Raw genomic sequence first — 16,062 nt, 5'->3', positions numbered from 1 at the left:
GACGCCACAGTAGACGAAGACGGTGATGGCAATGGCGATGACGATGATGAGGATGCACTGACCATAGTCCCTGCACAGGCAGATTTATCATTAACTAAAATTGTTGTTGATGGTGATACAACGCCACTTATAGGTTCAGAAATTACTTTTGAAATTAGAGTATTTAATGACGGTCCTCAAGATGCGACAGGTGTAGAAGTGTTGGATTTATTATCATCAGGTTACGACTTTATATTATATAGTTCTACTTCAGGAGTATATGATGAGACTACTGGATTATGGACAGTTGGAACGGTACTTTCAGGAGAGTCAGAAACATTATTAATAGATGTTTTAGTTAACGGTTCAGGAGATTATTTAAATATAGCAGAAGTTACAGCTTCAGACGTATTTGATGTGGATTCTGTTCCAAATAATGACGATGGTGATCAAAGTGAAGATGATGAAGATAATGCCATAGTAACACCAGTTGAATCCGTTTCAGATTTATCATTAACAAAAACAGTTGTAGACGGGGATTTAATACCATTAGTAGGTTCGGAGATTACATTCCAAATTACAGTAACCAACGATGGACCGCAAAACGCAACAGGTGTTGAAGTTACAGATCTATTGCCTTCAGGATACGATTTTGTATTATTTAGTTCTACTTCTGGTGCTTATAACGAAGCCACAGGATTATGGAATATTGGTAGTATCGAGGCAGGAGCATCAGAAACTTTACTTATAGATGTCTTGGTAAATGCATCAGGAGATTATTTGAATATTGCAGAAGTAACGTCTTCTGATACGATTGATTCTGATTCAACACCAAACAATGATGATGGCGACCAAAGTGAAGATGATGAAGATAATGCAATCGTTACTCCAGTAATTTCAGTAGCAGACTTATCATTAACTAAAGATGTTGTTGATGGCGATACAAATCCTTTAGTGGGTTCTGAAATCACATTCATCATAACAGTGACTAATGATGGTCCTCAAGATGCAACAGGTGTAGAGGTGACTGACTTATTACCATCAGGATTTGATTATATCCTATTTAGTTCTACTTCTGGAACTTATGATGAGACTACTGGAATTTGGAACGTTGGAAATATTGATAACGGTGCAACTGAAACCTTGTTGATTGATGTATTAGTTAATGGTAGTGGCGATTATTTAAACATTGCTCAAGTTTCAAATTCAGATGTTGCAGATAATGACTCTTCTCCAAATAACGACGATGGTGACCAGAGTGAGGATGATGAGGACAATGTATTAGTAACTCCTGTAGATGCAATAGCAGATTTATCACTAGTAAAAACAGTGGTGGATAATGAGATTATGCCAAATGTTGGAGATGAAATTACATTCCAAATTACTGTTAGTAATGCAGGACCAGATGCAGCTACAGGTGTAGAAGTCATCGACTTATTGTCTCAAGGCTTCGACTTTGTTCGTTTTAGTGCAACATCGGGAACATATGATGAAGTAACTGGATTATGGACGGTTGGAACGATACCAAATGCAGGTTCACAAAGCTTATTTATTGATGTTATTATTAACGAGCCTACAGGGACTACAGGAGAATACTTAAACGTTTCTGAAATTACGGCAAGCGATGTGACGGATCCTAATAGTACACCAAACAATGATGATGGTGACCAAAGTGAGGATGATGAAGATAGTATTTTGGTAATGACTGAAACAGCAGATTTAAGTTTAACGAAATCTGTAAGTAACATGAATGCTAATGTAGGCGATGTGCTAACCTTCACACTTCAAATAGATAATGCAGGCGTTGATGCTGCTACTGGAGTGTCGTTAGAAGATATTTTACCAATTGGTTACAGTAACATAAGCAACATTAGCAATGGTGGTGAACTTATTGGAAATATCATTTACTGGACAGGGTTTAATGTACCTTTAACAGGCTTGACGATTACTTACGAGGCTACGGTTAATATGCCAACATTACAAGCGGGCGAGTATTTAAATATTGCTCAAATTACAGGTAGTGATCAGTTCGATCCTAATAGTGAACCAGATAACGATGATGGTGACCAAAGCGAGGACGATGAGGATAGTGCATTTATAAACACGCCTATTGTTGATCTAGCCATAACAAAAGAGGTAGATAATGACAACCCGTCTATTGGAGATGAGATTGTATTTACCATTTCGGTATCAAATTTAGGAGGTATAAATGCCACTTCAGTAGAAATACTTGATGTTTTGCCAAGTGGTTACTAGTTTATTTCAACATTGGCATCATCAGGTGCTTATAGTGAAACTTCAGGATTGTGGGTTGTTCCCCAAGTAGCGGTGGGAGCAACGGAAACACTACAAATTACTGTTGAAGTTGTTGATGTTAATGATTATGTAAACACGGCATCATTAGAATTTTTAGATCAAATAGATTCAAACGAAAACAATGATACTGATAACGCAACTATAGAACCACAATGTTTGCATGTGTACAATGAATTCTCGCCTAACGGAAATGGTAAGAACGAATTCTTCGTGATTGATTGTATTAACAATTATCCGAATAACGAACTGCAAATTTATAACAGATGGGGTAATGTAGTTTACATAAAAGAAGGCTATGATAATACGTTTAATGGTATTTCTAACGGAAGGGCAGTTGTAAATAAAAACAAAAAACTACCTGTTGGAACCTATTACTACATTCTTGATTTGGGTGATGGATCAGAACCAAGAGCGGGATGGTTATACATAGTAAGATAATTTAAGAACACAGTACATAGTTTAAAAAAACACAAGAATTTAAAGATGAACTTAAAATTTAAAATAGTATTTGGTTTAGTTGTAGTATTTGCTTGTATTTATGCAAATGCACAACAAGACCCACAATACACAGACTACATGTTTAATACATTAACGGTAAATTCTGCCTATGCTGGTTCTAGAGGTCATTTAACAGCTACAGGATTATACAGAACGCAATGGGTAGGTTTAGATGGTGCCCCAGAAACCCAAACCTTTAGTGTAGAGTCGCCAGTTGGTAAAAACGTAGGTCTTGGGGTTGTTTTGGTAAACGATAGGTTAGGGCCATCGGACGAATTTTTCTTAGATGCTAACTTTTCATATACCATTAATTTAAATTACGATAGCAAGTTATCTTTTGGGATTAAGGGTGGTTTAAGGTTATTAAATGTGGATTGGTCTAGAGGATCATATCAGGAACAAGAATACGTGTTTCAACAGAATATTGATAACAGATTTTTACCAACTATTGGAGCAGGAGTTTACTGGCATAATGATAATAGTTATCTAGGATTATCTGTACCTAACTTTTTAACAAGTGAACATTACGATGGTGTACAAAATGCAGTAGCTGCAGAGCGTTTGCACTATTTTTTAATAGGAGGGAAAGTATTTGATTTAAGTCCAAGAATAAAATTAAAACCTGCCTTTTTAGGAAAGTTTGTAGTAGGTGCACCTATTATTGTAGACCTATCTGCTAATGTGTTATTTGATGAAACGTTCAGACTTGGTTTAGCCTATAGATGGGACGATTCTGTAAGTGGCTTATTAGGGTTTCAATTAGGTCCTAAATTAATAATAGGTTATGCATACGACGCTACTACAACACGATTAAATAACTTTAATTCTGGAACGCACGAAATCATGTTGCGTTTTGAACTCAGATCTAGAGAAAAACAACTTAAATCACCACGATTCTTCTAAATATAAGCTACATGAAAAACATAATTACACTTTTACTTTTAGCTACCTTAAGCATCACACAGGCACAAAACTCTAATGAGAAAGCCGATAGGTTGTTTGATAGAATGTGGTATAAAGAAGCATCAGCCTTATATGAATTAGAACTAAAAAAGGCGGAGCGAAAAAATCAAAATTTTGGTAATTCCAACGATTCTACCTATGTAAATCTTTTAAAAAGAGCTGGTGATTCCTACTACTTTAATACCGATATGGAAAATGCCTATAGATGGTATGATAAGTTAGTTTCAAATTATTATTCTAGTGTAGATGCTGAATATATTTTTAGATACGCGCATGCTTTACAAGGCATAGGTCAATACAGGGATGCAAAACGCTGGATGAAAGAGTTTTCTAAGCGTACAGAACATAAGGATGATAGGTCTCCAAAATTCAGTCAGAAGATAATTACTGTTGAAGATATTTTATATATAGAACCTAGGTTTGTACTTAAAAATGTATCAACAAACACCAAGTATTCAGATTTTGGCCCTATGTATTATAAAGATAAGCTAGTGTATTCATCAGCTGTAGATAGTTCTACATTTCATACACGGATTTATCATTGGAACGAACAGCCTTTTCTAAATATGTATTTAGGCGAGTTGAATGAAATTCAATCTGATGTAAAACTGATAGATGAGTTCTCAGATAAATTAAATACACGATATCACGAAGCTACACTCGCATTTTCACCTGATGAAACTAAAGTATATTTTACCAGAAATAATTATGATGGCGATTTAGGGCGTGATGGTAAAGGCACAAACCATTTAAAATTATACAGTGCCGAATTGAAGCCAAATCGAGATAGTGTTTTAACATGGAAAAATGTAAAAGAACTGCCTTTTAATAGTGAAGACTATTCCGTAGGGCATCCAACAGTAAGTAAGGATGGTAAGCTACTTTACTTTGTTTCGGATATGCCAGGGTCTATTGGTGCCACAGATATTTTTGTAGTAGATATTTTAGAAGAAAATGAAACTACCAAACAAGATAGCACGTTTACAGGTTACTCCAGACCAAGAAATTTAGGGGCTAAGGTAAATACGGCAGGACGCGAAATGTTTCCATATATCACAAATAATGCATTGTATTTTGCTTCAGACGGACATTTAGGTTTAGGAGGTCTTGATGTGTATGAAAGCAGAGTGATTGAGGAACAATTTCAAAACCCTGTAAACCTTGGAGCGCCCCTTAACAGCAAACTGGATGACTTTGGGTTTATAGTAAATGAACCTAAAAACAGAGGGTTTGTATGTTCAAATAGATTAACAGGAAAGGGAGATGATGATATATATTCCTTTGTACGCTTGCCAGAGCCAGAAGGCCCACTTTGTGAACAAGCTATCAGAGGTTATATATCGAATTCAATTACTGGCGAACGTATTTCAAATGTGAATATGTCTTTGTTATCTGATACGGGTGAGTTGTTAGAAACCACAACAACCAATATTGCCGGAGCATATACATTTAATACGGTTTTAGATTGTGCAACACCATATAAAGTAACAGCAGAAAAAACAGGTTATGAGCCTAAGGAGAAACCAACGCTTACATTAGATGAAAATGGAGAGACTGTTGTAGCCTTAGGTTTAGAAACCCTAAACGAACTTATTGTTGAAGAAAAAGGTATGCTAAAAATTAAAATAGGGATTATTTATTTCGATTTAGATAAATCGTTCATTCGAAATCATGCAGCTATAGAATTGAATAAAATTGTGTTGCTAATGACGCAATATCCTAAAATGGTTATTAAAATTGAATCGCATACCGATTCAAGAAACTCTAACGCATATAATTTAAGTTTATCAGATAGGAGAGCAAAATCTACCAGAGATTATATAATTAGTCAAGGTATAGATGCTAAAAGAATCGAGAGCGCCAATGGTTTTGGTGAATCTCAACTTATAAATAATTGTTTAGATGGCGTGAGTTGCTCGGAAGCAGAGCATCAACTTAACAGACGCTCAGAATTTATAATTGTTAAAATGTAAACACAAATAAATCAAAGACCCTTTTAGGGATAGTGTCTGTTGTAAAGATCTTTTGGGTCATCAAAATTTGCTTTTTTTATTTCCTAAAATTTAAAGAATCCAAATAAAAAATAATATTAATTTAATTTTTTAATAACAGACCGCCTGTGTAGATACAATAGTTTTACCGCGTTAATTAAAACTATTTTTTATACAGTGAACCAAGACCAAATACTTTTTGAGTGTGTTAAGAAAGATAACCAACAGGCCTTAGAACAGCTATTTCAAAAGTATTATTTTAACTTGTGTTTATACGCTAAAAAATATGTGGTAAGTGCCGATTTAGCCGAGGAAGTTGTAGCCGATGTATTCTTTAAAATATGGCAGAACAGAAAAACACTTCAAATAAATACATCGCTAAAATCGTATTTATTTGTAGCTACTAAAAACTTGTCTATCAATGTTGTTAATAAAGCGAAGTCTGATTATTTACAACAACAAATTACCGATAATACCGTTGATTTTTCACATTTAAATACCGACGAATCCTTGCACTATAATGAGGTTAAAACTCAAATAGATCAAATTATTGAAACCTTACCACCTCAGCGAAAAATCATTTTTAAACTTAACAGAATAGAGGGTTTAAAATATAAAGAAATCGCAGATAAGCTTGGTATTTCTGTGAGTACGGTACAAAAACAAATGCTTGAAGCTATTAAGCATGTTTCGCAATACGAATCTCAATTTATCACTTTGGTAATTTCTTTTTGTTTGAGTTTTATTGATGTTTAGATAACTATTTGTTAACAGACTCGAATGGTAGATTGATGCGTGTAATTTGGTCTTATTAGTAAAAGATCAAAACACCATGACCGACGAGGTTTTTTACGAAATCGCATTAAAAGAATTAGCAAACGAAGCATCTTCAGCAGATAAAGCTTTACTAAATCAATATTTATTACAACCCGAATATCAAACCAAATACAACGAGCTTGCAGAGGTGTTTAAAGAACATCCAACCGAAGTTTACGAAGAATTTAACTTAAAACGCGGCTTAACAAAACTTCGCCATAAAATAAAAGAGAGCGAGAAAACCAATGTCTTTAAAAACCAAAAAGTTTTAGCAATAGCAGCTTCGTTAGTGGTGCTTTTAGGTTTGGGGATGCTTTTTAAATCCAATTTTTTTGCAGAAGTACCTGTTCAGTATGTTTCTGTAACAAGTATGGCGGGCCAGCGCACAGAAGTGTTATTACCAGATAGCTCTTTGGTGTATTTAAATTCTGGAGCGACCATTCGCTATCCTGAAAAATTTGTAAATAATCACAGACCTATAGAATTAAAAGGTGAAGCCTTTTTTAAAGTAAAAAGAAACGAAGAAAAACCGTTTACCGTTAGCTCTGGAAACTTTAAAACTACGGTTTTAGGTACATCTTTTAACGTGGCGCATTATGCCGAAAACGATTTTCAAGTGGCCGTAAAAACAGGTAAGGTTAAGGTAGAAAATACCACCTCGAAAAAGCAATTTATACTTGTTAAAAACACTCAAGTAGCATTCAATACTGAAGTTGGAGGATTAGTAAAATCTAACATCAACGCGGATTACGTAACCGATTGGCATAAAAACCTATTGCGTTTCGATGCCATTACAGCACAAGAAGCCTTTGCTAAAATTGAAAAATGGTACAACGTAAAAATCCAATGTACTTCCGATTCTATTTTAAATAAAAAAATACGAGCAGCTTATAACAATGAGCCTGTAGATAAAGTATTTAAAAGTTTAGAATTTATGATAGGCTTAGAATATAAAATTGAAAACGACACGATACTAATCAAATAAATTATAAGAACAGAAACACAACCAATCACAAAAAAAAACTGGAGCTGCGTCACCAGCTCCAGCTTATTAGAATTTTTAAAATCCTATTTACTAAAAAGTAATTACTAAATTATGAAATTAAATTTATACCAAAAAAGGAAATTATTTTCCGCCAATGTTTTGGTGCTATTTATGTTAACTATTGCACTTTTTGGATCTACCCAAAGTGTTTTAGCACAAAACAATCTTGAAAAACCTACAAATCTAAAAGTAAAAAATGTAACTCTAAATCAACTATTTAATCAATTAGAGAAAAATTCAACCTACACATTTAGTTATTCAGACGATATTTTAAATAACAAAAAGGTTTTTACTTATAATTTCAGCAATCAGAAATTAAAATCAATACTAGATCAAATAAGTAAAGACGCCCAATTAAACTATTTGGTAAGCGGTTCTACCATTACTTTAAGTAGTTTAAAAAAGGTGAAAGTTTACGGACAAGTTAAAGACGATAAAGGTATGCCATTAGGCGGCGTTAACGTTATTTTAAAAGGAACCAATACTGGCGCTTTAACCAATTTTGATGGGAACTATACCTTGCAAGCACCCGAAAATAGCACTTTGTTGTTTTCTTTCATGGGAATGAATAGCGTGGAAATTTCAACTAAAAACGGCGGACTTTTCAATATCACCATGCAAGAAGATGTGGTTGCTATTGATGAGGTAGTTGTAACCGCATTAAATATTACTCGTGAAGAAAAATCGTTGGGATATTCGGTTGCAAAAGTGGAAAGCGACGAAATTACCAAAACGGTTTCAGGAAATTGGTTAAATAGTTTAGGCGGTAAGGTTGCTGGTTTAACGTTTACATCGGCAAACTCAGGACCAAGCAGTTCAATTCGTGTAACCTTAAGAGGCGATCAATCTTTAAACTACGGCAATAATGAAGCGCTTTTTGTTATAGATGGTGTTCCCGTAAATTCTGGAGCAACGGCAACCCGAAGTGTGAGTAACTATGCCCAAGCCGATGCTCCTGTAGACTATGGTGATGGCATGAGCGATATTAATCCAGACGATATTGAATCGGTTTCAGTGTTAAAAGGACCTGCCGCTGCGGCTTTATACGGTTCTCGTGCTGCCAACGGTGCTATTATGATTACTACAAAATCGGGCAAAAAAAATAAAGGTTTAGGAATTACAGTAAACTCTTCGGTAACTTTTGAGCAGGCAGGATTTTTTCCAGACTTTCAAACACAATTTGGTAATGGTTCCGATATGGGCGCGAGCGAATATTCACTTTGGAATCTTACTGCAGATATGGCACCAGATGGTGTAGAACAACCAAGACACTATTCGCGTTATACCTTTGGAGAAGCTTTCGATGCCAATAAAATGCGTTATTTATATGCCTCTAAAAATTGGGATGATAATACATACACCAAATTGCCATGGGTGTATCAAGACGATTGGTACACAGGCTTGTTTCAAACAGGTATTACCACAAATAACACGGTAAGTATAAACGGAAATAACGGACGAGGAACTTCTACACGTTTTTCGGTAACCGATTTTAAAAACGAATGGATTTTACCAAACACAGGGTTTAATAGAAACACGGTGTCTTTGGCAATAAATACTCCAGTTTCCGATAAAATTAAATTAAACGCTAAGGTTAATTATTACAAAAAGAAAAGTGATAATATGCCTGTTAGTGGTTACGACGAAACTAACCCTATGTATGCACTAGTTTGGGGTTTTAATGTTAATAGCATTCAAGACTGGAAAGATGAATATTTTAACGGACGCTACAATTACGCCAACTGGAATGCTGGTGGAGAAAATGGTATGGGACTTGTGTTTCCTTCGGCCAACTCTTTTAACCCATATCGTACCCTTTACGAAGCATTAAATACACAAGATAAAAACCGTGTTTTTGGTAGTATAGGTTTAACTTTCGATTTAGTTAAAAACCTTACGCTCGATTTACGTTCTGGTTTAGATTGGTCCGATGAATACCGTACACAACGTAAACCGTACTACACAGCAGGTTATCAAAACGGATTTTACCGAGAGCAAACCGTTAGAGTTTTAGAAAACAACAACGATTTTATGCTACGTTATAACAATACCTTTAGCGAGGGGCGTTTCGGGCTTTCGGCTATGGTTGGTGGTAACAATCGCGTAAACGAATATTACAACAGTAAAATTACTCTAAGCGAGTTAGGTGAAGAAGATATTTATCACACAACAAACTTGCCAACAGGTGTAAACCCAGATCCGTATAACTACCGCAGCGAAAAAGTAGTGAATAGTTTGTATGGTTTGCTATCCTTAAGTTGGGATGATGCTTACTTTTTAGATGTTACAGCACGTAATGACTGGTCTAGCACATTATCTAGAGGGAATTGGTCGTATTTTTACCCATCGGTTTCAGCAAGTGTTTTATTAGATAAAACATTCAACTTTCAAGAAAATGCGCCATGGGTAGATATGTTGAAATTACGTGCATCTTGGGCAAATGTAGGTAACGATACGTCGGCGTATTCTTTAGATCAGGTGTACAGCACAACATCATATCCAGGAGGCTATACATTGCCAGGGAATATTCCAGATCCATTAATTCAACCAGAAAATGTAGAAAGTTGGGAAGCTGGTATTGAAGCAAAATTATTCAGAAATCGTGTATCTTTCGATGTAACTGCTTATCATTCTTCAACAACAAATCAAATTGTTTCGGTAGATGTCGATCAAATTACTGGAGCTACAGGAATGACCATCAATGCAGGTGAAATTTCCAACAAAGGATTAGAAGTTTCAGCAAACTTTGTACCTGTAAGAACCAAAGATTTTAAATGGGATTTCGATGTAACCTGGTCTAAAAACATCAATAAACTAGTGAGTTTACAAGATGGTTGGGACCCTACTGTGCCATTACAAACCGATATGGGAACAACCATTGGAAGTAGAACTTACATTTATTCTTATGTAGGTGAAGAAATGCACGTTATTTATGGCCGTGGTTTTCAAAAAGCACCAGAAGGCGCTACTTACATTGATGAAAATGGCGAAACCCAAGATGCTTCGGGCATGCATATTGTAAATTCTGAAGGTTACCCGGTGTTAGATAATTCTCCAGAAACACGAATTGGTAAAGTAAACCCAGATTGGCGCGCCGGAATGGTACAGCGTTTTAAGTATAAAAACTTAATGCTTTCGGCAACCTTTGCAGGACAATTAGGCGGAAATGCTTTTTCGGTAACAAACTTTGCGTTGTCTTACCAAGGTAAACTTAATAACTCGGTTGAAGGACGTTACGATGGTCTAGTTCATCCAGGAGTTAACGCCGTTGAAAATACCGATGGTTCTATCACTTACACAAAAAACAACACCGTAACAAACAGCATTCAAACTTATTACAATACGTATGTTTGGAACCGTAATAACACCGAAATGAACACTTTCGATACCTCTTATTTAAAACTAAGAGAGTTGCGTTTAGATTATCAATTACCTGCAAAATTAATAAGTAAGCTAGGGGCTTTTAAAGATGTAAGTTTTGGAGCTTATGCTACCAATGTATTTTGTATTACAGACTTCCCACAGTACGATCCTGATACGGGTATGTTAAACGGTTCAAATATTTATAGAGGTATTGAGTCGATGACTTTCCCGATGACAAGAACTTACGGATTAAACGTTAAACTTTCATTCTAAAAACATTGTGATGACTTATTTAAGAAAACTATTAATCATCGGTTTGGTAAGCATGTTGTTTGCTTGTACTTCCGATTTTGAAGATATAAATACAAACCCAAACCGAACCAATGTTGGCGATATAAAAGCTAGCGGATTGTTTGAGCCTTTACTTTACAACGGTATCAACGCTTGGCAAAATTACACTTGGTTTTGGAACAACGAATTAATTCAGTTTACTGCATTTACAGGAGGTGGTACGCGTCAGGAACACCGTTATTTTATAGGTGACCAAAACTGGCAAAGTGTATGGAATACCTATGCGCGTTATACAAACAATGCGTTGCATATGTACGATTTAAGTATTGAGCAAAACGACCAATCGTTACAAGCAATAGCCTTAACTTTAAAAGTGCTTTACATGTCTAATTTAACAGATATGTTTGGAGATATTCCGTATTCGGAAGCATTTCAGGCACGCGAAGGCGGTACAACCGAACCAAAATTCGACTCGCAAAAGGAAGTTTATGAGCAAATGTTTGCTGATTTAGAAACTGCCAATAATTTGTATGCAGAAAATCCAGTATTTATAAAACCAGCTTTAGATGGTATGTATAACGGTAATATGGAGCAGTGGATGAAATTCAACAATGCTTTATACTTACGTTTGTTATGTCGTGTTAGTGGTCGTTCTGAAATGAATACGGCAGCTAAAATGACGGCGATGTTAAATAACCCAAGTAAATATCCTTTATTCGAATCGAATGACGATAATGCAACGGTTCAATTCTCTGGTTCCGATCCTTACCGCAGTCAGTTTGCAAATACTAATGAAAACGGATTTACAAGTTCTGGTCGCAAACTCACCGAGCAGTTAATTAAAATGACGGTTATTGCCGATGATTTTGGAAATCAAACTTATGAAGATCCGCGTTTGGCTATCTATGGAAAGAAAAATCCAAATTACTTAGTTAACGGTGTAAATGCATGGAAAGGCACTATAGCAGGTTGTACAGAAGCTGAGCAAAGTGTTGCAGATGCTGGTGCATCGTGGTTAAATGCCGCTGTATTTTGTAGAGCTGAAATGCCAGCAAGTTACATGGATTATGCTGAAGTACAGTTTATTTTAGCCGAAGCCGCTTTAAAAGGTGATATAGCAGGTGGCGAAGCAGTAGCAAAACAATATTACGAAAATGCGGTAACGGCATCTATTGAAAAATGGGCAACATTAGGGCAGTTTAGTGAAACGCCAGTAGAAATTTCAGAAGAAAATATTGAAGCATTTTTAGCTTCAGATTTGGCATCTTGGGATAATGCAGTAAACAAAACAGAACTTATTGCAAATCAAAAATTCTTAAGCCTTTTCTGGATAGGTATGGAAGCTTACCACGAATACCGTCGCACAGGATATCCAGAGTTAACCATTGGCGATGGCGCAGTTTTTAACGATTATATTCTGCCAACACGTTTTGCTTATCCAAATACAACTATGGCAACAAACAACGCTAATGCGCAAGAAGCATTAACGCGTATGGGTGGCGAAAACAATATGAAAACACCAGTTTGGTGGAGTAAACAAGCTATCGAAAGCGGAAACTAAAAATCAACAAAAAACATTGAAATAATGAATACACTAAATAAAATACATACAAGCAAAGCATTGAGGTTGTTTGCATTAATAGCGCTATTGTTGGTGTCGGTTTCTTGTAATGATGACGAGGAAACTGCAGGCGAACCTTATTTTATAATTGAAGAAAACCCAACCGGATTGTCGGTCGATATTAACGGAATTACGCAAAGCTATGTGGTTCGTTCCAATCAGTCATGGGAAGTGGTTGCACAAAGTGAAGGCGAGTGGGTAAAAGCATTTCCAAGTAAAGGTGATGATGATGGTATCTTTAAATTTATTGTGGAAGAGAACAATACCTTCGATGCTCGAGTTATGAACTTTGCTTTCCTTGTAAATGGCAAAGAGCAACCCGCTTTGTTTCGCGTGGAGCAAGAAGCCAACGTACCATTTATTACGGTTCAAAATGCAGAAGAAGGTATTAGCGTAGCTTCTGCTGGTGGCAACTTTCAAATTAATTTAAGTACCAATGTGGAGTGGACATATCAAATTACCAATGGCGATTGGATTCAAGATATTGAAACCACCGAAACATCAATAAAACTTTCTGCAGAAAAAAATAAAGGTACAGAGCGTTCGGCGACTTTAACTGTGAGTTCTGCAAATCATCCTACTTTAAGCAAAAGTGTTACCATTACACAATTGGATGGAAGTATTGTTTTAGAAGAACATTTCGATTGGTTAACCTACGGAAGCACGATTTTTTACACGACGTCTGGCGAAAAGCGCATGGACTCTTGGACGCAAGACGAAATGGATAGAGGCTGGACAAGTACCCCAAATACAAGTTCAAGCAATCAGCAAGTGGTGTATGCCAGAACAGGTTTTGTAAAACTTGGAAAAACAGGTTATGGTGGCGATTTGGTTTCTCCAAAATTTTTAATTCTAGACGAAGAAACTGATGTTAAGGTTACGTTTAAAGCAGTGCCTTATCAAACAAAAGGCGGCACACAAGACGATAATACTTTGAATGTTGGTGTTATTGGTCCTGGAACTACTAGTGTTGATGCATTTACCATTAGCAATTGGCCAGATTACGATGCCGATCCTGATTGTACAGCAATTTGGGAAGATGCTTCGGCAACTTACACTTTTACAATTACTGGTGCGACTGCCGAAACCCAATTGCAATTACTTGGTGGCGATTTTGCCCTTGTTGGCGTTGGTAAAGGTAAAAATCGCATTTTCTTAGATGATATTAAAGTTGAAATTATAGATTAATGAGTCAATCACGAAGAAAATTCATTAAGCTAAGTGGTTTAACAACGCTTGCAAGTGTTAGCGGTTTAGGCTTTACTTTGCTTAATTGTGAAAGTAATGATGAGGTTGAAATTGATGAGCATAACGACTTAAATATTTCTGGTGTTTCAATTCCTTCGTCATTAGATGTGAGTAGAGAAGGACAAACCACATTAACAGGAAAAGGATTTAAAGTTGGAGATACAATTGAGTTTGTATCTTCAACTACTTCATTAAGTTTTTCAGGAACGGTTGTTGAAGTTTCAGAGAGCACATTCACGTTTACAATTTCTGGAAATTTTGAATCAGGAAATTATGCCGTAAGTGTTTTGCGTAATGCTAACAAACTATTGTTGGGTAACATTTTGTGTAATGTAATAGCAAACACCAATATTCCTGATGTTGCAGGCAAAAACATAAAAGGTGTTGTGTACTGTAATGGTGAAGGTATAGCAAATGTAACGGTTTCCGATGGTTACGACGTTACAGTTACCGATGCACAAGGGCGTTATTATTTAGCATCACTTAAAAAAACAGGATTTGTTTTTATCTCCGTTCCCGGAAATTACGAAGTTACCAATGTTGGAAGTGCACCGCAGTTTTTCAAGCGTGTTAGCAACAGCACCGAAACTGTAGAACAAAAAGATTTCTCGCTTATTCAAGTGAGTAACGATAATCATGTGGTACTGCCTTTAGCCGATTGGCATTTGGCGAATAGAAATAACGATTTAGAGCAATTTACATCTAAAGTCTTACCAGACATCAACAATACCATAGGCAAATATTCCGCAAACGGTACAAAAGTGTATGCGCTTACTTTAGGCGATTTAACTTGGGATGCGTATTGGTACAATAACAATTTCGGACTCAACGATTACGTGCCATACATGAATAAAGTAAATGCTCCGGTATTCAACTTAATCGGGAATCACGATAACGATCCTTATTATGCTAACGACTGGGAAGCCGAAAATAAATACCGTGATATTATCGGGCCAACGTATTATTCTTTCAACTTAGGAAAAGTGCATTATGTGGTTTTAGATAGTGTGGAGTATATCAATTCAGGTGCATCTCAAGGTACTATTGGTAGCAGAAATTACAACGAGCGTTTAACCAACGATCAACTAGAATGGTTGAAAAAAGATTTAGCAACCATTACCGATAAAAGCACGCCAATTATACTGGCAATGCATACGCCGCTATACAAACATCCGGCGTTAGATACTAACGGAAATCAAGTAAATACAACCGATTTATTAAACGGAAGCACCTTAAAAAATGCATTAAGCGAATTTGCAACCGTTCATGTTTTGTCTGGGCATACGCATGTTAATTTTTCGGTAGAAGATAATAACATTATGGAGCACAATACGGCTGCCTTGTGTGCAACATGGTGGTGGACGGGTAGAAGCGGTTATGCCGATAATCATATTTGTAAAGATGGAAGCCCCGGCGGATATGGTATTTGGGAGATGAATAACCGTGATATAAAATGGCGTTTTAAAGGGATTGGTTACGATGAAGATTACCAGTTTAGAACTTACGATGTCAATAGTATTCATATTACTGCGGCTAATTACGCACCAAATTCCAATGATACGGATTTAGCCGATTATGCCGATGTTTACGCAAGCCCAAGTACAAATAACGATGTTTTAATAAACGTTTGGGGTTACGATTCGCAATGGCAAATTGAAGTTTTAGAAGGTAATACACCTTTAGAAATTTCACGAGTAAGCACTAAAGATCCGTTACATATTATTTCTTACGATGCTTTACGTTTAAATGCAGGAGCAACACCAACAAGTGCGTTTGTAACGAATAAAACAGCTCACTTTTTTAAAGTTACGGCTGCGGCGCCAGATTCAACTTTAAATATAAAAGTAACAGATAGATTTGGCAACGTGTACACCGAAAATATGGAGCGCCCCAAAGCACTAACCTTAGATATGAAATAAAAAATTATTAAG

9 protein-coding genes and 1 pseudogene are annotated in these 16,062 nt (G+C 36.1%); all 10 read left to right on the top strand.

What is annotated here, in order from left to right; genetic code table 11:
• Window positions 1-57 precede the first annotated feature (57 nt).
• Window positions 58-2,427: pseudogene (locus PK35_RS14535) on the top strand (DUF11 domain-containing protein); the annotation flags it as partial.
• Window positions 2,428-2,457: 30 nt separating this feature from the next.
• Window positions 2,458-2,733, top strand: coding sequence for a T9SS type B sorting domain-containing protein (locus tag PK35_RS17905; RefSeq protein WP_262509291.1), 276 nt, complete (start codon window positions 2,458-2,460; stop codon window positions 2,731-2,733).
• A 45-nt stretch (window positions 2,734-2,778) separates the two neighbouring features.
• A complete protein-coding gene (locus tag PK35_RS14530; protein ID WP_044627289.1) occupies window positions 2,779-3,696 on the top strand; it encodes a PorP/SprF family type IX secretion system membrane protein in 918 nt (305 codons plus the stop codon).
• A gap of 11 nt (window positions 3,697-3,707) precedes the next feature.
• The gene (locus PK35_RS14525; RefSeq protein WP_044627288.1) at window positions 3,708-5,729 is read left to right on the top strand and encodes an OmpA family protein; all 2,022 of its coding nucleotides are present in this window, start codon (window positions 3,708-3,710) and stop codon (window positions 5,727-5,729) included.
• A 195-nt stretch (window positions 5,730-5,924) separates the two neighbouring features.
• Window positions 5,925-6,503: an RNA polymerase sigma-70 factor gene (locus tag PK35_RS14520; protein WP_052826015.1), complete on the top strand. Its 579-nt coding sequence runs from the start codon at window positions 5,925-5,927 to the stop codon at window positions 6,501-6,503.
• Between the two features lie 76 nt (window positions 6,504-6,579).
• Entirely contained in the window at window positions 6,580-7,548 is a 969-nt protein-coding gene (locus tag PK35_RS14515; protein ID WP_044627287.1) for a FecR family protein, read from the top strand.
• A 111-nt stretch (window positions 7,549-7,659) separates the two neighbouring features.
• Window positions 7,660-11,244: a SusC/RagA family TonB-linked outer membrane protein gene (locus PK35_RS14510; RefSeq protein ID WP_117624682.1), complete on the top strand. Its 3,585-nt coding sequence runs from the start codon at window positions 7,660-7,662 to the stop codon at window positions 11,242-11,244.
• A gap of 10 nt (window positions 11,245-11,254) precedes the next feature.
• Window positions 11,255-12,823 (top strand): SusD/RagB family nutrient-binding outer membrane lipoprotein, encoded by a 1,569-nt coding sequence (locus tag PK35_RS14505; protein ID WP_044627286.1) that lies wholly within the window; start codon window positions 11,255-11,257, stop codon window positions 12,821-12,823.
• Window positions 12,824-12,847: 24 nt separating this feature from the next.
• Window positions 12,848-14,071, top strand: coding sequence for a BACON domain-containing protein (locus PK35_RS14500; RefSeq protein WP_082048594.1), 1,224 nt, complete (start codon window positions 12,848-12,850; stop codon window positions 14,069-14,071).
• Window positions 14,071-16,050 (top strand): calcineurin-like phosphoesterase C-terminal domain-containing protein, encoded by a 1,980-nt coding sequence (locus tag PK35_RS14495; RefSeq protein ID WP_044627284.1) that lies wholly within the window; start codon window positions 14,071-14,073, stop codon window positions 16,048-16,050. Before PK35_RS14500 ends, PK35_RS14495 begins: the two co-directional genes overlap by 1 nt.
• Window positions 16,051-16,062 lie beyond the last annotated feature (12 nt).

Origin of the sequence: Neotamlana nanhaiensis (genome assembly GCF_000943555.1) — a bacterium.
Classification (GTDB): Bacteria; Bacteroidota; Bacteroidia; order Flavobacteriales; family Flavobacteriaceae; genus Neotamlana; species Neotamlana nanhaiensis.
Note: the sequence above shows the minus strand (reverse complement) of the source record. Positions and strands in the feature narration are given on the sequence as shown.

Coding starts and splice junctions, on each gene's coding strand:
- PK35_RS14515 (WP_044627287.1), top strand. CDS start 6,580: ATGACCGACGAGGTTTTTTACGAAATCGCATTAAAAGAATTAGCAAAC.
- PK35_RS14495 (WP_044627284.1), top strand. CDS start 14,071: ATGAGTCAATCACGAAGAAAATTCATTAAGCTAAGTGGTTTAACAACG.
- PK35_RS14500 (WP_082048594.1), top strand. CDS start 12,848: ATGAATACACTAAATAAAATACATACAAGCAAAGCATTGAGGTTGTTT.
- PK35_RS14530 (WP_044627289.1), top strand. CDS start 2,779: ATGAACTTAAAATTTAAAATAGTATTTGGTTTAGTTGTAGTATTTGCT.
- PK35_RS14510 (WP_117624682.1), top strand. CDS start 7,660: ATGAAATTAAATTTATACCAAAAAAGGAAATTATTTTCCGCCAATGTT.
- PK35_RS14525 (WP_044627288.1), top strand. CDS start 3,708: ATGAAAAACATAATTACACTTTTACTTTTAGCTACCTTAAGCATCACA.
- PK35_RS14505 (WP_044627286.1), top strand. CDS start 11,255: ATGACTTATTTAAGAAAACTATTAATCATCGGTTTGGTAAGCATGTTG.